Genomic DNA, 20,011 nt, shown 5'->3' with positions numbered 1-20,011 from the left:
GCATCGGTGACGCCGGCTGCCGGGCGTTGCGGCATTGTTGGCCGGTGTGAAGACTTGCCGGGGCCCCTGTGCGCGGGGGTGGCGGCCGGGCAGGCTAGTTTGCTCGGATGAGTCTCCTTGATGACGTGGCCGAGCGCGACGGCTGGCGATGCTGGGTGTGTGACGAAGCGGTCGATCCCGACGAGTCGGTGAACGACCCCCGGGGGCCGAGCGTCGACAGCCGCACCGCCGACCGGAAGGCCAAGGTCGCCGAGCGGCTCGCGCACCGCGGATGCAACACTCGCAAGGGCGCGGTCAAGGTGGTCATCGCCTGGCCGGACAGCCTGTACGTGGTCGAACCCGCGCCGCTGATCACCGTTGCCGGAAGGCTGGAGCGCAAGGGGGGCCGCGAGATGGTGGGCCGCTGTCCGACCAGGCGGGACGCCCAAGAGGCGGCGGACTGGCTGGTGGACCGGTTCTCCCGACTGGTACCGGGGCTGCCGGTGACCGCCGGCATCGAGCCGGGCGGCGGCCAGTTCCTCGTCACCCTGGCCACCGGCCGCCGCTGACCAGGGATCGCCGGCGCACCCTCGCGTCGGGCCGAACCGTCGGCCCACGCCGGCCTGCCCCCTGGCACGAGCTGACCCACATCGCTCGTGGACGTTGTCCGGTCGGAGAGGTTGCGGCTGACCGGTCCTGCGGTGTGCCGGCACCGCGGTCAGCCCCGGCCTGCCCTGCCCACCGCCGCCCACCCACTGCCCGGTGTGTGTCCGGGGTGGCGAGAGCGACGAACGCTGTTTCGACGGCCTCCGGATACGCCTGGGGCTTCCCGTGGCCGGCCGGTGCCCGGTAGATGCCGGACAGGTCGGGGCCCCACCTCTCGCGACGGGTTGATCAGTCCTGCGCCACGTGCGCCGCGGTCACATTCTCGATCACGCGGCCGAGTTTGGTCTTGGCCCGGGTCAGGTCCTGGATGCGTGCGGCGATGCGGTTGTGTTCGACGGCGAGCTGGTCGAGCATGGCGGGGGTCGCGACGCCGGTGCTCACGCACGGCAGGAGTTCGACGACGGTACGGCTGGAGAGGCCGGCCGCGAAGAGGTCCTGGATGAGCTGGACCCGCTCCAGGGCTTCGTCGGGATAGTCACGCTGCCCACCGGGCGTCCGCGCCGATTCCAGGAGCCGCTGTTCCTCGTAGTAGCGCAGGGCCCGCACGCTGACCCCTGACCGTCTGGCGAGCTGTCCGATGCGCATGACGCAGGTCGCCCCCTTCCCGCTCGTACCTCACGTTGACGTCAGGTTCAGGCTAGCAATACCGGCTCCGGGGGCAGCCCTGGGGGCCGATCGAACCGTTGCCGGCACCGAGATTGATCATGACCCGGTGGTGGACCCGAGGGCGTTCACGCGGTTCACGTACACACGGCAGTCCTCGCGTCGTGCCGGGATCGCCGAGCCCGCCCGAGGGCACATGGGTGTCGACGGTGACGGGCGGCGTGATGATCCCTCGTAGTGGCGCGGGCCCCCCACGCTCACCGCCGCCCGCTCGGCGACCTCACTCATACGCGCCTGCCCTCCTCCGGCCGGGCGGCAGTGGCGGCTTGCACCTCACGTCAACGTCAGGTTCTAGAGTGACGAGCGTCGGATGAACACGTCATTCCGGCCCGTCAAAGTAAGGCAGACCATGATGCGCGCAGCCCGGTTCCACGAATACGGCGGAGCGGAGAATCTGGTGATCGAGCAGGCCCCCGAGCCCCACCCCGGACCCGGTGAGATCCGTGTCCGCGTCGCGGCGGCCGGCGTCAATCCCATCGACTGGAAGCTGCGCGCCGGCGCCCTGCACCAGCTGATTCCCCTGGAGCTGCCCGCCATTCCCGGGCGCGACGGCGCCGGTTTGGTCGACGAGATCGGCGACGGGGTGCAGGGGGTGAGCATCGGCGACCGGGTCTTCGGACTGGGCGGTGTCACCGGGGCGACCGCAGAGCTGCTCATCCTCTCGGCCTGGGCGCACACCCCCGCCACGTGGAACGACGAGCAGGCCGCTGGTGCCGGTCTCGCGTCAGTGACCGCCATGGGTGGACTGAACGCGCTCGGCTCCCTCGCGGGGCGCACCCTTCTCGTCGAGGGCGCCGCCGGAGGCGTGGGCAGCGCGGCGGTCGAGATCGCGGTAGCGCAAGGTGCCACGGTGATCGGGACAGCCAGCGAACGCAACCACGAGTTCCTCACCGCACTCGGCGCCGTTCCCACCACCTACGGCCCCGGCCTCGCACAGCGCCTCACCACCCTCGCTCCGCACGGCGTCGACATCGTGCTCGACACCGCGGCCTCCGGATCGCTGGACGACCTCGTCGCGATCACAGGTGACCCGAAGCGCGTCGCGACGGTCGCCGACCACGCGGGCGGGCAGCGCCTGGGCACGCATGTGGTCAACGCGGAGAACGATTCCACCCTCCTGTCCGCGGCGGCGGAACTGGGCGGGCAAGGCCGCTACACACCCCGTATCGAACAGACCTACCCCCTGGAGCGGATCGCCGACGCCCACGCGCACGCCGAGCGCGGACGCACCCGAGGAAAGATCGTGATCTGCATCTGAACAGGCCGATCTGTATCTGAACAGGCCCACGAGGTGGGTAACTCGCAACGTGCGGGCCTGCGTGGCGAGCGTGCCCTGGATCGGTACCGGCGAGCGGGCGGTCCGGGGCGGGCCGATCTCCATGGCACCTCGTCAAGCAGGCCGCCCCCACTCGGGCACCGCACGTGGCACATGAGCGTCGTCCACGGGGCACTAGCCTCATCCAGCGCTTCAGCAGCTCATCAACCCCGACCACGCGCGGGGCAGGAACTTCCGGGGTCGGCCAAGGCCTGGACAAGCCGCAGCACCGTACTGCGGCTGACGGACACGCCAATCACGCCCGCCATGCGGGCCCCGGCAACGACCGGCGAGCGCAAGGCCGATCGCGGCCGGCGTCGACCGAAGGCGCTCGGTCCGCCGGCCGTACCGACGGGTCAACCCCGGTATCCGTTCAGCGAAGGTGAGGGCGCGGCCCCTACACCGACTCCGGAGTGCCGGTCAGTTCCGCCAGGCGCTCACGGGCCCGGTCGGCGTAGGGGGCTTCGTCCAGGCCGGCGCACAGGCGCAGGTCGCTCCGGGCCCCGTCGCGGTCGCCGCCTCCGGCACGGCAGGCGGCCCGTTCCCAGAGCAGTTCGCCCCGGTCGGCGTCCGGCAGGTCGAGGGCGGCGGTGAAGTCGTCGATCGCCTCCTGCCACCGCTCGGCGGAGCGGTGCACGTAGCCGCGGTTGTAGAGCAGGGACGCCTCGGGGCCGACGAGTTCCAGGGCACGGGTGAGGTCCTCGACCGCGTCGTCGGCCCGGCCCAGTTCCTGGGCGAGAACCGCACGGTTGGCCAGCGCCTCATAGAGGGCCGGGTCGTACTCCAGGGCCGTGGTGAAGTCGGCCAGGGCGGCATCGGTGTCGCCGTCCTCCAGCGCGAGGAGACCGCGGGTGCACAGCAGGTCGGCGCTGTCGGGGTGGTGGGCGAGGCCCTCGGTCACGTCCGCGCGGGCGCCGTCCAGGTCGCCGGCCTCCAGCAGCAGGGAGGCGCGGTTGATCCGGGCGCGCAGGTAGTCCGGTTCCAGTTCCAGTACGTAGCCGAAGTCGGCGAGGGCGCCCTTGCCGTCGCCGAGTTCCGCGCGCAGGTCACCGCGGTTGTAGTACGCCTCGGGGAACGGCGGGCTGACGTCGATGGCGCATTGGTAGTCGGCCAGGGCCGCGTCGGTGTCGCCGGACCGCCGGTGGAGCGAGGCCCGGTCGAAGTAGTACTCGGGGTGGTTGGGGTCGGCGGCGATCACCCGGGAGAGGTCGGCGACGCCCTCCTCCACCCGGCCCAGCGCGGCCCGCACCTGCCCGCGGTTGTGCAGCAGCACCGAGCGGTGCAACTCGTGCTCGCCCGGCGCCAGGTCGGCGTCGAGCTGGGCCAGCCCCTCGGTCACCAGCTCCTCGGCCCGTACGAGGTTGCCCATGTGCATCTCCACCAGGGCCAGCCCGTTCTGCTGGAAGACCTTCTGGAACGAGCGGGACGCCTCGGGCATCTGTGACGCCAGGGCGATGGCGGTGTGCAGGTGGGCGCGGGCTGTGAGGTGGTGACGGGCCTCGGGCGCGCGGTGGCGAGTGTACAGCATGCCCAGCGCGTAGTTGGAGAACAGGTGCACCATCGGCGTGGTGAAGCGGCTGCGCAGGTCGAAGTAGATCTCCTCCGCCTCGTCCGCCTTCCCGAGGACGGCCAGCGAACTCGTCAGCTTGGTGCTCGCCGAGCAGTACGCGTCCTCGTCCCGCTCGGGGTCGGCCAGCGCCCGCGCCCGGCGGCCCAGTTCGATCGCCGCGTGGTAGAAGCCCATGTCCACGCAGCGGCCGGTCGCCCCCAGCACCGCCCTCAGCCCCGCGCCGTGCGGGTCGCTCCCACGCTCCAGGTGGTAGGGGAGGGCGCCGAGCCGGTGTGCCTGCGGCAGGGTCCGCTCCAGTTCCGCGGCCCTGGCGTCGTGCAGCTCGGCCCGTGTCTTCGCGGGCGCGGCCCCGTAGGCGGACCGTTCGTCGGCGACGTCGGAGGTGCCGTCGGAATCCACGTAGGCCCGCACCAGGTCGGCGCCTTGCCGCGGCGCGGCGGAGCCCGGGGCGGTGGCCGGCGCGTCCACGCGTACGGCGTGCCGGGCCAGCGCGCCCGCCAGTTCCGCAGCGTGCGGCGGCAGCCGGTCGGCGGTGGCCACGACGACGCGCAGCCGGGCCGGGTCCACCCGGCGCAGGACGATGGCCAGCAGCTCCTGCTCGGTGGCGTCCGCCGCATGCACGGCATCGAAGCGTACGGTGACCGGCCGGCCGGAGTCGGCCGCCCAGCGGTTCAGGAACTCCACCACACCGTGCGCCAGGCGCCGGGTCCGCCCGGGGCCGTAGAACCGGGTGCGCTCCTCGGGGATGGCCAGCGAGGTGAGGGTCTCGCGGGACGGCGCCACGACGGACTCCAGATCGGGGGCGACCGACAGCAGTTCGACATCGTGGGCGGTCACCAGCTCCGGCGCCTCGGCCCACACCCGGGGCACCACCAGGTTCAGCAGGGCGGCGGTCCCGGCGTACGGGCCCCGGCCGAGGTGGTGGCTGCTGACGGCGTGGAACTCACCCGCGACGGGCCGGGGGAGGACGGCGTCCAGCGCGGCGTCTCGGTCCCGGCGGGTGACACCGACGATCCACAGGTGTGCGGGCTGCTCGCTCATCGGGTGCGTTCCTGTTCTGCGTGAAGGGTGGCGGGGAGGGGTGCGACGTCCAAGGCGGGCGCGGTGTCCGGGGTGGGGGCGGGCTTCGGAGCTGCTTCCGTACGCTGCTGCTGCCGCCGCTCGCGGGCGCGGTCGCGCAGGGCCACCACGCCGACCAGCCCGAACTGCACGATGCTCAGCGCCAGGAAGCCGACGGAGTCCCAGAAGCCGGAGTCCGGATGCCCGGGGTGGCCGAGCCGGTCGACGAGGAGGCGCACGAAGTGGACGAGGACCGGGACCGCGGTGCCGGCGGCGGTCAGCAGCATCACCAGCACGCCCGCCGCGGCGAAGGGCGCGTACCAGCGCGCCACCTTGCGGTCCCGGTCCGACCACTGCTCCAGGTCCACCACGCGGTGCCGCAGCCCCAGCAGACGACAGAGGGTGTTGCGGATGAGCGCACGCGTCGCGTCGTGCAGGGCGACGCAGCCGAGAGCTGTGGAGAAAACGTAATAGAGGTCGGTCCGCAGGAACAGGTAGAACTGCCAGACGAACCGAAGCGCGGTGACAAAGGCGAGAGCCACCGTGAAACGCCCCACGAAGGAAAGGTCATGACCGTGTCGATGCGCATCGACGGCAGCCGCACAGATCAGTAGACTGAAAATCAGGGCGTCGGCGACCATACCGGCCAGGAAAGGCAGATATCGCTTTCTCCTGGGAACCCCGAGCAATCCGTTCAGCGTCGTCTCGAACACCACGAAATAAAGTCGACGCCCGACGCCGAGACGAGAGGGTATCCCTATGCGCCGGCCGGCCAGCGCATGGAAGGACTCGTGCAGGAAGACGAATGGTAACTGGGCGAAGAGGAGACCGACCTGCACCAGCAGCAGCGAATCACTGAAGAATAGAGTCCTCGGATAGGGGCGCACATCGGGCATCCGCACCAGGAGCACCACGCACACCACAGCTATCGCCCCGTAGACGACCCAGGCCACCGGCGAGAAGACCGCCCGACCGAGCCGTGCGTACCGTACGGCAGCCGGCGCCGCAGCGACCGGATCGTCACCTTCATCCCGAACAAACCCCAGTTCGTTCAGGGTTTCCAGGAAGTCGTCCATGTCGACGGGTTCGTCGTAGGCGGCGTTGTACCAGGCGACGGCGTCGGCCAAGGGCATGCCGGTGGTGAGCTTGCGGAGCAGCATCGCACCGTCGGCGGGAAAGAGGGCGTACGAATCGGTGTCGGCCCGGCCGACAAGCACCTCGTCGCCCTCCGGAACGAATGTCAACTGATGAAATGCAGGCCCCGCGGTCTGCCGCGTATCCGCCATGCCGCCTCCGCGTCGGATTCGCCGGGCGACCTCCCGGCATCATTTAGGGACAGCGACGTGGTGCCCGGAATTCTAGGAATTCCGGGCACCACGTCCTGCATCAGTTCTGCGCCACGATACACATCGGCGGCCAGTAGGCGCTCGCGCTCGTAGTAAGCTTCACACCGCCGGTCTTGCGTACGACGATCTTCTTCATCGGGATCTCCCCTTTCGATGGAATGATCTTTCTCGGCCGGCACACAGACCGTTGCGAATTCATTCAGTCCTTGGCCTTGGGCTCGTTACTTATAGCACCGGCTCCGGGCACCTCACCAGAACCTGAAGTCCGAGAAAGAGTTCATGGGAATTGTTTCGGTCGAGATGCGGTGCACGGGTTTGATACGGCCGACCTCGGCCTCACCTGCCACAAAACCAAAAACAAACCCAAGCAGCGGCGAGTCCTTCCACCGGCCACACCCCTGCCCGGACCACCGGAGCCACCGGCGCCGGCCCGACCCCGCCCCCGCCCACAACCGGGCCGCACCCCCACCCCGAGCCCAAAGCCCAAGGTCACACCCCCACCCACCCCCGCGCCCCGACGACATCCCCTGCCTGGCCGCCCGGCACGGGACCGCCGGCCCCTCATCCCGATCTTCCTGGCCGAAAGTCGCCGCCACTACTCCACTTGAGGGCGGAGATACGCCCGCCCCGTGGAGGGGCTGTGAACTTCCTCGGGCGCACGGCGACCATCCGTGATGACCCCCGAACGCTAGGCGCACGTTGCACCCACGGCCCCGGAGAGGCAGCCCAGAACAGCCATCACCCCACCGCGCGTTGTACGCACATGACCTACTTGGCGCCCTTCGGGCGCACGACGCAGCCGCTCAACCCTCTCGGGGCCCGACCCCCGGTGACACAGAAGGGCCGGCCTCCGCGGAGACCGGCTCCTTCTTGCACCGCTCACACGTTGAGGCGGAACGTTTGATGTGGCGCTCCCACCACGTCTCGGGTGGGAGGTGGCCGTCGACGCCTGCCGTCAAACTTGACCGGGTGAGCCCTCGGCGAGGGAACGCAGGCTGGGTGCGGCGAGGCGGCTCTCCGAGGAGCCTCGGGGTGCCGGACGCATGGCGTTCTGCAGGATTTCCCGGCAACGGTGCCAGGCCCGGGGCACGAGGTGCCCGTAAGTATCGACAGTCATCTTGATGGACCGATGGCCGAGCCGGCGCGAGACCTCGTGGATCAGAACACCGTTGGCCAGGGCAGCCGAGGCGAAGAAGTGCCTGAAACTGCCGGGCGTGTACTTCGCCGTCCTGTCCACATCGACCAGGCCCGCCGACACACACGCCTTCTTGAAGTGGTAGCCGTACGTGGAGAAGGTCGGCATCACGCCCTTGCCACACTGACGCGGCGCGAAGAAGACCTCAAGCCGCCGCCGCTTCCTCTTCCTCCCGGTGAAGACCACGGGCACAGGCTTCCACCTCAGGAGGTGAGCGTCGATCTCCCGCTCGATGAACGGGGCGGCCGGAACATCGCGGTACTCGCCCTCCACGTGGTTCTTGAGCGGCACGAAGGCTGCGCGGCAGTCAGCGCGGTGGGCCTTGGCGCTCACCTGCCAACGGACCCTGACGAAACCGGGCCGCCGGCACCCGGCAGCAAAGGCCAGGGCCTCGCTGGGTCACCGGCCTGTGCCGGACTGAAGGCAGACGGTGAGCCGGCACTGCGGCGCGATGTGTTCCGCGATCAGATCGACCTCACCCGGCGTCGGGATCTCGTCCTCGTCCACCACCGGCGCATCCCGCACGGGACACCCGGATGCCCGTGCGGGATTGTCCGGGATCCACTTGTCGACGACGGCCGCCTCCAACACGGCAGCCACCAAGACCATGCGGTCGTTGACCGTCGAAGCCGCCAGCCCAGCACCACCCCCGTGAAGGTCCTTGGCGAACTTCTCCACGTCTCACCGCGTCAGCCCGTCCAGGGGCCTGTTCCCCAGACGCGGCACGGGACAGTTGCGAATAAACCCCTCACGCTGCACGCAGCCCCACCCCTCGTTCGCCACCCTGCAACCCCACACGCGGCGCATTCTTCACAGGTTCCGCTAGAACGCACACCGTCAACTGGCCTGCATATTCGACTGATCCGAGAGATTGGGTGTGAGTTCACGGAAACGGGGTAGGCGACGAATTTTGACCACGTCAACGTGATGGACTTCACAGCACTCTGCGTCGATCACCCGTCGCTCTCAAGCGCATCTGTCCGAGTTCGTGATCTTCCCCTCCTCGTTACCTTCATATTTACATCACATAAGTGATGCGTAAGCAGCAGGGGGCCGAGGAACGATGACAGCTCACACACCCGCGCACCATCAGCGCGGGAGACCATGGTTGGGCAACAGCTCGCGCTACGTAGCGGGCAGCCTTGCTCTAGCCCTGGCCATCACGCTGCTCGACAGCACAAGTCCGGCCATGTCTGCGCCTACGCAGGCAGCCTCAGCGCCGGAAAGGCCCGCGGCCACCCAGGCAGTTGACATTGCATCCGCGCGGGTGACCGCGCGGTTGTCCGGCAAGCGCGTCGAGGCTCTGTCGGAGCGGACGGAGACGTCCACCACATGGGCCAACAAGGACGGATCGCTCACCACTGAGCTGACGCCGGGGCCGGTCCGGTTCGAGGACGGGACCACCGGTGAATGGCGGGACGTCGACCTTGATCTGGTCCGCGCCGCAGACGGCTCCGTGGAGCCGAAAGCGCACCCCCGCGGGCTGAGGATCGCTGGGAAGAGCGGCGGTCCCTCCGCCTCGATGAAGGCGGCGCAAGCCGCCGAGGGAACCGACCTGGTCACCCTCGGCGACGGGGATCAGCAGATCACCCTCCAGTGGAAGGGCAGCCTGCCGGCGCCGGAACTGGCCGGCACGCGCGCGGAGTACGTCAACGCGGTGCCCGGCGCGGACGTGGTGGTAGAGGCGACCCGTACAGGTTTCGAGCAGTTCGTCGAGATCAAGCAGAAGCCCACCACCGCCGACTACGCCTACACCCTGCCGCTGAAGGCCAAGGGCCTGAAAGCGAAGCAGCAGGCCGACGGCAGCGTGCTGTTCACCGACACGAAGAACAAGAAGCAGGCAGTGATGCCGGCGCCAGTGATGTGGGACTCCACCGTCGACGAGCGCTCCGGTGAGCACACCCGCCGCGTTCCTGCCGCGATGAAGGTCGTGGCCAGGGGTTCCTCGACCGATCTGGTGATCACACCGGACGCAACGTTTCTCGCCGACCCCAGGACGAAGTACCCGGTGACGGTGGACCCCTCCACCTCCTCCCTCTCCAGCGTCTTCGACACCTATGTCCAGCAGGGCGAGACCGTCGACTGGTCGAACGACGTGGAGCTGGATCTGGGCAACCCCGGAACGACGAACGCGGACGGCACCCCCCGCATCGCGCAGTCCTTCATCTCCTGGAACACCTCGCCGATCCAGGACGCGCTGGTCTCGAACGCGAAGCTGTCGCTGTGGAACTTCCACTCGGCCAACAACGTGGACTGCAAGGCGTACCCGTGGGAGGTGTGGTCGTCCGGCGCGGCCTCCACATCCAGCCGGTGGACTAACCGGCCCGCCATGACAGCCAGGAAGGCCACCTCCACCGAGACACGCGGCAACGCCTCGTGCACCACCCAGCCCGACGGGTGGATCAACGCCGACGTCACGACGCTGGTGCAGGAATGGGCATCGGCCAAGACCACCCGCGGCCACCTGGGACTGCGAGCTGCCGCCGAGACCGTTACGGCACAGTGGAAGCGGGTCAACTCGGCGAACGCCGCCGCCAACCCGCCCAAGCTGGTCGTCACGTACAACTACCGGCCGCGCACCGGCACCAAGCAGGAGGCCGGCCCCCCGTACTTCTCCTACGCCGGCGCTTACACCGTCGATACCGTCACACCCACGCTGCGCGACACGTTCGTCGACGCCAACGGCGACAAGGTCAACGGCACTTTCCAGATCTTTGACAACGCCACGAATGCCCAGGTCGGTGATGTCATCGTCTCTCCGTACGTCCCCTCCGGGGAGGCTGCCTCGGTGACTGTTCCCTCGGGTGTGCTGAGCAACGGCAAGACCTATAAGTTCCGCACCTCGCCGTATGACGGCACCCACTACAACGTGGGGTGGTCGGAGTGGAAGACGTTCACCGTCGACACCAGCTCCCCCTCGGCCCCGACGAAGATCACTTCGACCGACTACCCGCCGGGCCAGTGGGTCAAGGGTGTGGGGCAGGCAGGTACCTTCACGGTCACTCCGCCCGCGGCCGACCACAACTGGCTGGAATGGTCTCTGGACGGAGTGACCTGGTCCAAGGTCACCACCGGCGGCGCGAGCGCGGACAAGGCCCTTTCCGTCAGCCCGCCCAAGAACGGCACACACACCCTGCAGGTGCGGTCCGTGGACAAGGCGGACAACAAGTCGGAGCCTGCCGAGTACGCCTTCCATGCCGGACCCGGCGGATTCATTCAGCCAGCCGACGGTGAGCGCACCGCACGCCGGGTGCCGCTGGTCGCCGAGGCCGAGGCCGGTACGTACGACAAGGTCTCCTTCTCGTGGCGGCGCTCGGATGCCGATGCGTGGACGACGATCCCCGCCGGTCATGTCACGGCAGGTGGAACGCCGCTGACGGCGTGGCCGGTGCCGTTGACCAACGGCAGGAACGCCGCTCTGGTCTGGAACGCCACCGACACGGTCGACCCGGACGGTTCCGTTCAGATCAGGGCCGACTTCACCGGTCCGTCCGGCGCCGGCGGAGCGACCGAGCCGCTGGCGATCGTGGTCGACCGCAACGCCGACGGAGCCGCGGCAGCCGAGGCAGGCCCCGGCTCGCTCAATCTCCTCACCGGCGACTACACCCTGTCGGGAACCGATGTATCGGTGCTCGGCATGACGGTCACCCGCAGTGTCTCCTCCCGCTCGGCGAACGCCGGGGCCGAGCAGGACGGCCAGGCACCCATCTTCGGCAAGGAGTGGGTGGCGGGAACGGTCGCCCAGGCAGCCCGGTCGGACTATTCGGAGCTGCGCAAGACCTCGGCGACATCCCTGGACGTCGTCACGGCCGACGGTGAGACGTTCTCCTTCACCGCCAACGCGGCCAAGACCGGCTGGGTCCCCGAGCCGGGCAGCGAAGACCTGACACTCAAGGGCTCTTTCGCATCCGGTGACTTCACTCTGTCGGACACCGACGGCAGTGTCACCACCTTCAGTCCGGTGGCGGGTTCGAATACCGCATGGCCCGTCTCCCGCTCGCTGATCGACGGGCAGGCCAACTCCACCACGGAGGTCATCTCCGAAGCCGTCACCGTTGACGGCAAGGTCCTGGCTCGGCCCAAGCGGGTCATCGCGGCCACCAGCGCGGTGACGCTCGGCACCTGCGAGGCCACCCCGTCGACCCGGGGCTGCCGGGTCCTGGAGTTCATGTACGCCACCTCCACCACCGCGACCAGCTCGTCCCTCGGCGATTTCAAGGACCAGGTCTCCGGGATCCGTCTGTGGACGACATCCCCCGGTGCCGCGGCAGCCACCGCCACTGCTGTGGCGTCGTACACCTACGACGACGCCGGGCGTCTGCGCGAGACCTGGGACCCCAGGATCAGCCCCGCGCTGAAGGTGGCCTACACCTACGACGGTGCCGGGCGCGTCACCCAGATGAAGCCCCCGGCGCAGCTGCCCTGGAGCTTCACCTACGGAAAGGTGGGCAGCGACCCGCTCTCCGGCGATGGGATGCTGCTCAAAGTCACCCGTCCCACTCTCAAGGCCGGATCCGCCGGCGAAACCGACGGAAACACCGCCGAGACGACCATCGTCTACGGCGTTCCGCTGACCGGAACTACGGCACCGCACCTGCTGGGCGCCAGTAACGTCAAGGCGTGGGGGCAGCTCGAGGCCCCCACCGATGCCACCGCCGTCTTCCCCGTCGACGCGGTGCCCTCCTCGAACGACGGCCGGGCTCTGACCGCAGCCGACTACCGTCGCGCCATGGTGCACTACCTCGACGGCTCCGGCCGAGAGGTCAACACCGCTGATGCCGGCAAGAACATCACCACCACCGAGTACGACCAGTTCGGCAACGCCGTCAGGGAGCTGTCGGCAGCCAACCGCGCCCTGGCGCTCGGGGGCACCGACTCGGCCAGGGCGCAGCTCGCCGATCTCGGAATCGCTGCCCTGCCGACGGCGGAGCGAGCGGAGCTGCTGTCCAACCGCGGTATCTACAACGCCGACGGCTCTCGTGAAGTAGAGACGCTCGGCCCCCTGCACCGCATCGTGCTGGAAGCGGACCTGAAGGAGGGCGCCACCACGGTCGCGGTCTCGGGCGAGCAGGCCATTGCCCGGCACCGCACGGTCAGCGAATACGACAACGGGCGCCCCACCGACGGTACGGCCTCCGTGTCCGACAAGGTCACCAAGAGCACCGTGAGCGCGCAACTGCGCAACTGGCCGGCACTCGGTGCCGACGCGCGGGTCACCCAGACGGTCTACGACTGGGCCAAGGGCCAGCTCACCAGCACCATCGAGGACCCGGGCGGCCTGGCTATCACGGAAAAGGCCGCCTACGACAGCTCCGGGCGCCTGATCAGCCGTAGCCTGCCCGCTTCCAGCGGAACCGACGCAGGCACCCAGATCACCGACTACTACACCGGTGACGGCACCGGCGTCTGCGGCGGGAAGCCGGAATGGGCCGATGAGGAGTGCCGCACCCGCCCCGCCGCCACGGTCACGGGCGGCGGATCCAATCCGTCCGAGCTGGTGACCACGACCGCCGAGTACGACCGGTGGGGCGAGACCTCCAAGCTGACCGAGACCGCCAACGGCAGCACCCGCGTCAAGACCACCACCTACGACGCCGCAGGCCGCGCATCGCAGGTCATCACCAGCGGAGGGACCGGCACCGCCGTCCCGGCCGTAACAACGACGTACGACCCGGAGAGCGGCAAGGTCGCCACGATCACGTCCACAGAGAGCGGAGCGATCAGCGGAACGATCAAGAAGAGCTACGACCAGCTCGGCCGGCTGATCTCCTACACCGACGCCGACGGCGGCGTGACCACCAGCCAGTACGACGCCGAGGGGCAGCCGCTCCTGGTGAGCGACAACATCCCCTCCAGTACCGCCTACGGCTATGACACCACGGCCGACCCCCGAGGACTGCCCAGCTCCATCACCGACTCGGTGGCGGGCACGTTCACCGTCACCTACGACGCCGACGGCCAGGTCCTGACCCGCAAACTGCCCGGCGGCTTCACCATGCGCCAGAACACCAACCCGGTGGGCATGCCCACCGGCCGGAGCTACAGCCGCGACGGCGACGGGGAAATACTCTTCTCCGAAACCATCGTGCCCACCGTTCACGGGCAGCGCTCCTCCTACACCGGCTCCGCCGGCCAGACCGCCGGAGAGACATACACCTACGACAAGGCCGGCCGGCTGGCCCGCGCAGCGGACGACGCCGTCGACGGCACCTGCGTCACCCGCAGCTACACCTTCGACAAGAACTCCAACCGCAAGACCCTGGCCACCGCGGCCGCGGCGCCCGGGCTGGAGTGCACCACCACAGGGGCGACGACCACCGGTCACACCTACGACAGCGCCGACCGCCTGGTCGATGCCGGCTACACCTACGACGCCTTCGGCCGCACCACCGCGGCCCCCGGCACCACGCTGGCGTACTACGCCAACGACCTGGTCCGCCAGCAGACCACGGGAGCCCAGCGCCAGATCTGGACCCTCGACACCCAACTGCGACCCCGTGCCTCGACGGTCGAGACCAACGCCTCGGGCAGCTGGACCAAGACCCAGTCCAAACTCAACCACTACAGCTCCGACACCGACAGCCCGCGCTGGATCGTGGAAGACACCGCCAGCGGCGCCCTGACCCGCAGTGTCAACGGCTTCGACGGCCAGCTCGCCGCGACCACCGCCAAGAGCGGCGGCGTCGTCCTGCACCTGGTCAATCTGCACGGTGACGTAGCCATCCAGCTGCCCACCACCGCAGGGCAGGCTGCTACGGTCCTCAACACCGACGAGTACGGCAACCGCACCGCGGACCAGGCCGCCACCCGCTACGGATGGCACGGCGGCATGCACCGCTCCAGTGAGACGCTCACCGATCTCACCCTCATGGGCGTGCGCCTCTACAGCCCCGCCCTGGGGCGCTTCCTGTCCGCCGACCCGGTACCCGGAGGCAGCTGCAACGCCTACGACTACGCCTGCGCCGACCCGATCAACAACGACGACGTGACCGGCTGCGCGACCTGCCGGGTCCCCAAGCACGCCTGGACCGGTCGTAGTTACACCACCACCCTGCGCACCACCAGCTGGAGCTACGCCAGCTGGCAGAGCTACAACTACCACTGGTTCTGGGACGTCGTCAGCGGCGACTGGGGCCCGCTGCCCATCACGTCCTGGAAGCGCCAGTACAGGTACCGCAAGCAGTACGTCTTCAAGTGCAAGGTCGTGGCCTGGTACGGCTGGGGCCGGCAGAAGATCCTGGCAACCTTCGAGACCCGCTACCAGTACTCCTACCGCGACCGCACCACGTACCGCGTCGCATGGTCGGGCTACAAGTGGACCCGCACCGGCGGGTGGAGCTGGACCCGGACATCACGGACCTACGTCTCCTCCAGCCATATCGTCTACACCAGAGGCTGACCCGGACACCGACCGAAGTTGAATAGTGTGGCGCTCCACGGAAACCACTGTGGAGCGCCGCACTTGCTATGCAGTCCCCACCAGGTGGCGAAGCCGCCCTGCCCCGCAGCCCACCACACGAAAGACACGTCGCATGCTGTTCGTGATCGCCATCATTGGAATCTCCATATTCTGCTTCACCCTTTGGTGTTCGGTGCGCGTCGCCAAAATGCGCGACCTGCCCACGTGGCGCAGGTACCTCCCCCTCAGCCTGCTGACGCTGTCCGTCGCGGCCAGTCTGCTGCGAGCCGTTGACATCCCGCAGATCGCAGAGGTTGCGGCCTTCCCCCTGACCCTGGCCGCGATCGCGGTGTCTCTGGTGGAAGTACGCGCCGACAAGAACCGGCACACGCTGACGGCGAAGCAATAGAAAACCCCACCCGAAACGCTTCGGGCACGGGAGGGGGCCACGCATGGGCCCGGCAATCCCGGCTCGGACACCAGGGAGCCAGAAACCCACCGATGGGTTCCGGAGTTCATCGACGACGGCGGGCGGCGGGGTCGCGTCCGGCGACGTGCCGGGCGACTGCGTCGACGCCGGGGCGGGCGTGTAGCTCCAGGGAGCGGAGGAAGGCGTGTCGGGGGCGGGCCAGCAGCATCGGGGTGGAGGTGCCGTCCTCGACGTCGTGTGTCAAGGCACTGTGGCGGAGCCGGTGGAGGGTCCAGCCGTCCATGTCCTCGGATGAGGCGAACGGATTGGCCAGCAGTCGGGTGTTCTCCTCGAAGATCCCCTCAGCCCACCGGCAGGAGAGCCGGGCCTGACCGGTTTCCGAGCACACGTCCGACGCCGGCGTCCCAGCTGGAGCCTTGCGGTCGGTGAGGAACGGTGGGCCGCGGGTCCGGCGGCCGATTGGACAGGGCAACAACTGAGCAGTACCGGACTGCCAGTGAACCCACTCGGTCGCTCCGCCCTCGGCGGTGGTCTTCCCCCGCTTGTCCTGCGGGCACAGGTCTTCCACATTCAGGCACAGCACTTCATCGGCCGTGCGGCGGACTCGTAGAGCATCTTCCACTACGTCTTCTCGCGCAGTGCGATGTCCAGGCGCCACAGGGCGACGATCTGGTTCTCCGCCAGGGCCTTGCTGCGGCCCGGCGGTGCCGACAGCCGCTCGATGCTGATCGTCGCTCGCAGTGCACATAACGCACACCATCCGAACCCGCAGGTCAGACGGCCTTTGCGACCGGCTCAAGGATCGCCACGCACTCCACATGGTGTGTCATCGGAACCATGTCTCGATTCCCCAGCCAGAGAAATCCGCAGGTGAGAGGGCCTTCCCCCGGCACCGAAACGGCCCACCCCGGGCCGGAGCGTCACAGCCGCGCCCCTCTGACAACGTCGTTCGCCCCGCCCCGCCCCCGGCCACTTCGGCTGCCGTTCGCGATCGAAGTCCTCCCGAGCCGACCGCCGAGGCTGATGGTCTGCCTACTGCCCTTGATCAGCCTGCGCGGTCAAGGCTGCGTGCGCGGCGGCGAGGATCTCCCCGGAGAGCGGGGAGCCCTTGGTGGCCCGGGACAGGACCAGCGCACCGAACAGGGTGCAGAGCCGGACGATGCCGTCCTGCTCGTCACCGGCCAGGAAATCGGCGAAGTCGGCCACCCCTTCGGCGTAGACGCGGCGGGCCTCGCGCCCCCCGCCCGCGCGCGCGATGTCGGTGGCGAGCGCGGCGACCGGGCAGCCGTCCGCCGGGGCGTCGCGGTGCTCGACGGAGAGGTAGGTGTCGATCAGCGCCTGCTGGGCGGCGGCGCGCTGCCCGTCGTGCCGCTCGAGCCCGGCACTGTGGCGTTGGGCGAGCTCGGCGAAGGCGTGGGCGGTGGCCTCGTCGACGAGCGCCTCCTTGGAGGCGAACTGCTTGTAGAAGGCACCGTGAGTCAGACCGGCCGCCTTCATCAGGTCGACGACGCTGACCTGCATGCCCTGCTCGCGGAACAGCCGGGACGCGGCGTCCACCACCCGCCTGCGATTCTCCTCCGCCTGCGCCTGCGATACGCGGCCCATGACCACCTCCCGTTTGGATGTCGACTGGCATCTATCATAGACCCGTGTTTAGATTGACTTCATAATCTAAATCCTCGCGGGTGGCCGACGGCGCCCGCCACGACCAGGAGCGAGCATGGAACTGAAGAACGCGGTCGCGGTCGTCACCGGCGCCAACCGGGGCTTCGGGCGGCACTTGGCCGCCCAGCTCGTCGAGCGCGGCACCAAGGTGTACGGCGCGGCCCGACGCCCCGAGACGGTTGACGTGCCGGGCGTCATCCCGCTGCGGCTTGACGTCACGGACGAGGCGTCGATACGAGAGGCCGCGCGCGTGGCGTCCGACGCGACACTGCTGATCAACAACGCGGGCATCTCCACCGGCGCGTCGCTGATCGGAGGCGACGTGGCTGAGGTGCGCCGGGAGATGGAGACCAACTTCTTCGGCCCGCTCGCCGCGACCCGCGCCTTCGCCCCCGTCATCGAGGGCAACGGCGGCGGCACCGTACTCAACGTCCTGTCCGCCCTGTCCTGGTTCCACCCGGCCGGCCTCGGCTCCTACGCCGCGTCCAAGGCCGCCGCTTGGGCACTGACCGGTGCCACCCGCGACGAGTTGGCGCCCCGCGGCATCGCCGTCTCGGCGCTGCACGTCGGCTACATGGACACCGACATGGCCGCCGGCGTGCCCGCCGATCAGAAGGTCGCCGCCGCCGACGTCGCGGCCCAGGCCCTGTACGGCATCGAGACCGGCCTGCCCGAGATCCTCGCCGACGAGACCAGCCGGTACGTCAAGCAGAGCCTGTCCGCGGCACCCCAGCCGATCGCGGACTGACGCTCACCCCTCCACCCCGGCGCGACCACCTTCACACCCCTTCACGCAAGGACCGAGGTCAGCACGGTGCTGCTCGGCGCGCCGCACGAGGGGATCGCCGCCTCCCTGGACCGCCTTCAGGGAGGTGTCGCCGACCGGATCACCGCCCCGGTCGTGCCGGTCGCCTGATGGGGTGAACGCGGCTGAGGACACAGCACGCCTGCGCCGCAGCCAGCAAACAACACAAACAATTTCGTACTGGTCTACGGCCGGACGAGCAGAGACCCCGCCCTCTCAAGGACGGAACACAGAACGGAGACGACGATGAGGGCCTTTATGGTCGAGAAGTACGGTGACCAAGCCGGGATGCGCGCCGCCGAGCTACCCGACCCGCAGGTAGGCGCAGACGACGTCGTGGTCAAGATCCACGCGGCTGGCGTCAACCCGCTGGACCTCAGGATCCGCAATGGGGACTTCAAGGCGTTCCTGCCCTATCGTCTCCCGCTCGTTCTGGGCAACGACCTTGCCGGGACGGTCGTCCGGGTCGGCCCGTCCGTCACCCGGTTCGCGGAGGGCGACGAGGTCTACGCCCGGCCCGACAAGGACCGCATCGGTACCTTCGCCGAACTTATCGCTGTTCACCAGGCCGACCTGGCACCAAAACCGGCCACGCTCACCATGGCCGAGGCCGCCTCCCTCCCTCTGGTTGCCCTGACCGCATGGCAGGCACTGGTCGAGCGGGCGCAGGTTCAGCCGGGCCAGAAGGTCCTCATCCACGCGGGCGCCGGCGGCCTCGGCTCCATCGCCGTCCAGCTGGCCAAGGCGCTGGGCGCGCACGTGGCCACCACCGTGAGCAGCGCGAAGGTCGACCTGGCCAAGGACCTCGGCGCGGACGTCGTCGTCGACTACCGCACGCAGGACTTCGAGGAGGTCCTCGACGGCTACGACGTCGTCCTTGACAGCCTCGGCGGCGAGAACCTCGCCAAGTCCCTGCGCGTACTCAAGCCCGGCGGCATGGCCATCAGCGTCGCGGGACCGCCCGACCCGGCCTTCGCCCGTGAGCTCGGCGTGAACCCGATCCTCCGCCTGGCCATGACCGCGCTCAGCTTCAAGACCCGGCGCAGCGCGAAGCGCCACGGCGTGACGTACTCGTTCCTGTTCATGAAGGCCAGTGGCGACCAGCTGCGCGAACTCACCCCGCTCATCGACGCCGGGAAGATCCGCCCCGTCGTCGACCGCGTCTTCCCATTCGAAGAAACCCTCCAGGCCATGGAGTACGTCGAAAAGGGACGGACAAAGGCCGGCAAAGTCGTCGTCACGATGACGTGAGAGCGGGCACGCGCCCCAGGCACCAGCCGCCTCCAACGACGAGAAGACCGTGCACCCTCCCCCACACACACCACCCCAGGGCCCGGCCATGAGCACACCGTCCAGTTCCCCCACCCCGATGTCGTACAAGAACACGCCGAACCGCTCCATGTCCGTGCGTGGCGTGACTTTCGCCTACCGGCAGCTCGGCCCTGACGACGGCGTACCACTGATCCCCCTCAACCACCTGTCCGCAGTCCTTGACAACTGGGATCCCCGCGTCGTCGACGGACTCGCCGCCCGACGCCCGGTGATCATCTTCGACAACCGCGGCGTCGGCGCTTCCGGCGGCTCCACCTATGCGCCGCGTGAGCTGGCATGCAACACCCGGATCTCGCCCACCAGTAGCTCCTCGGCCCTCTCCCGCACCGCCCGGGCCGGCCGCGAGGACAGGTGCGCGTAGTAGGTGGAGCGGGGTAATCCCAGCACGCGGCAGAGCAAAGCAACGCTGTGACCTGCGGGATTGCCCTCGCACGCCTTCTCCGCGTCGATGAAGCGACACCGTGCAGCGGTGTCTACCTCATCTTGTCCCGCGCGAAGTCGGGTGGCCCGGGGGATTTCGCCCCCGGGCTCCCACAGATCCGTACGTGACCGTCTCCGGTCATACGGCTCTTGTCGTCCTGGTCACC

The 20,011-nt window shown here is 69.0% G+C and carries 14 protein-coding genes; 7 read left to right on the top strand and 7 right to left on the bottom strand.

All coding sequences use genetic code 11. The features are described from left to right. Positions 1–107: 107 nt before the first annotated feature. Complete coding sequence (locus AB0I52_RS29550) at positions 108–548, top strand: hypothetical protein (protein WP_363077754.1); 441 nt, start codon at positions 108–110, stop codon at positions 546–548. Between the two features lie 325 nt (positions 549–873). Here AB0I52_RS29550 and AB0I52_RS29545 read toward each other — a convergent pair whose 3' ends face one another. After that, a complete protein-coding gene (locus AB0I52_RS29545; RefSeq protein ID WP_363077752.1) occupies positions 874–1,230 on the bottom strand; it encodes a MerR family transcriptional regulator in 357 nt (118 codons plus the stop codon). Positions 1,231–1,660: 430 nt separating this feature from the next. Here AB0I52_RS29545 and AB0I52_RS29540 point away from each other — a divergent pair, with 430 nt between their 5' ends. Then, positions 1,661–2,566: an NADP-dependent oxidoreductase gene (locus AB0I52_RS29540; RefSeq protein ID WP_363077766.1), complete on the top strand. Its 906-nt coding sequence runs from the start codon at positions 1,661–1,663 to the stop codon at positions 2,564–2,566. Between the two features lie 454 nt (positions 2,567–3,020). On the opposite strand, the gene AB0I52_RS29535 is transcribed toward AB0I52_RS29540, so the two are convergent. From AB0I52_RS29535 to AB0I52_RS29520, 4 genes are all read right to left on the bottom strand, one after another. Beyond that, positions 3,021–5,234, bottom strand: coding sequence for a tetratricopeptide repeat protein (locus AB0I52_RS29535; protein WP_363077750.1), 2,214 nt, complete (start codon positions 5,232–5,234; stop codon positions 3,021–3,023). Next, a complete protein-coding gene (locus AB0I52_RS29530) occupies positions 5,231–6,538 on the bottom strand; it encodes a hypothetical protein (protein ID WP_363077748.1) in 1,308 nt (435 codons plus the stop codon). The genes AB0I52_RS29535 and AB0I52_RS29530 overlap by 4 nt, the downstream gene beginning before the upstream one ends. Positions 6,539–7,553: 1,015 nt before the next feature. Next, entirely contained in the window at positions 7,554–8,126 is a 573-nt protein-coding gene (locus AB0I52_RS29525; protein ID WP_363077746.1) for a tyrosine-type recombinase/integrase, read from the bottom strand. Positions 8,127–8,192: 66 nt separating this feature from the next. Beyond that, positions 8,193–8,471 (bottom strand): hypothetical protein, encoded by a 279-nt coding sequence (locus AB0I52_RS29520; protein ID WP_363077744.1) that lies wholly within the window; start codon positions 8,469–8,471, stop codon positions 8,193–8,195. A 511-nt stretch (positions 8,472–8,982) separates the two neighbouring features. Between AB0I52_RS29520 and AB0I52_RS29515 the strand changes: the two genes are divergently transcribed. Further along, a complete protein-coding gene (locus AB0I52_RS29515; protein WP_363077742.1) occupies positions 8,983–15,192 on the top strand; it encodes a DNRLRE domain-containing protein in 6,210 nt (2,069 codons plus the stop codon). Between the two features lie 133 nt (positions 15,193–15,325). Then, a complete protein-coding gene (locus tag AB0I52_RS29510; protein WP_363077740.1) occupies positions 15,326–15,601 on the top strand; it encodes a hypothetical protein in 276 nt (91 codons plus the stop codon). Positions 15,602–15,707: 106 nt separating this feature from the next. On the opposite strand, the gene AB0I52_RS29505 is transcribed toward AB0I52_RS29510, so the two are convergent. Further along, the gene (locus AB0I52_RS29505) at positions 15,708–16,010 is read right to left on the bottom strand and encodes a hypothetical protein (RefSeq protein ID WP_363077738.1); all 303 of its coding nucleotides are present in this window, start codon (positions 16,008–16,010) and stop codon (positions 15,708–15,710) included. Between the two features lie 644 nt (positions 16,011–16,654). Next, positions 16,655–17,227, bottom strand: coding sequence for a TetR family transcriptional regulator (locus AB0I52_RS29500; protein ID WP_363077736.1), 573 nt, complete (start codon positions 17,225–17,227; stop codon positions 16,655–16,657). Positions 17,228–17,342: 115 nt separating this feature from the next. On the opposite strand from AB0I52_RS29500, the gene AB0I52_RS29495 reads away from it, so the two are divergent. From AB0I52_RS29495 to AB0I52_RS29485, 3 genes are all read left to right on the top strand, one after another. Then, positions 17,343–18,035: an SDR family oxidoreductase gene (locus AB0I52_RS29495; protein WP_363077734.1), complete on the top strand. Its 693-nt coding sequence runs from the start codon at positions 17,343–17,345 to the stop codon at positions 18,033–18,035. 303 nt (positions 18,036–18,338) lie between these two features. Beyond that, a complete protein-coding gene (locus AB0I52_RS29490; protein ID WP_363077732.1) occupies positions 18,339–19,343 on the top strand; it encodes an NADP-dependent oxidoreductase in 1,005 nt (334 codons plus the stop codon). Positions 19,344–19,431: 88 nt separating this feature from the next. Beyond that, a complete protein-coding gene (locus tag AB0I52_RS29485; protein ID WP_363077730.1) occupies positions 19,432–19,785 on the top strand; it encodes a hypothetical protein in 354 nt (117 codons plus the stop codon). Positions 19,786–20,011 lie beyond the last annotated feature (226 nt).

Origin of the sequence: Streptomyces sp. NPDC050423, assembly GCF_040655445.1 — a bacterium.
Taxonomy (GTDB): Bacteria; Actinomycetota; Actinomycetes; order Streptomycetales; family Streptomycetaceae; genus Streptomyces.
The sequence above is the reverse complement of the archived record's forward strand: the minus strand, read 5'-3'. Positions and strand labels throughout refer to the sequence as shown.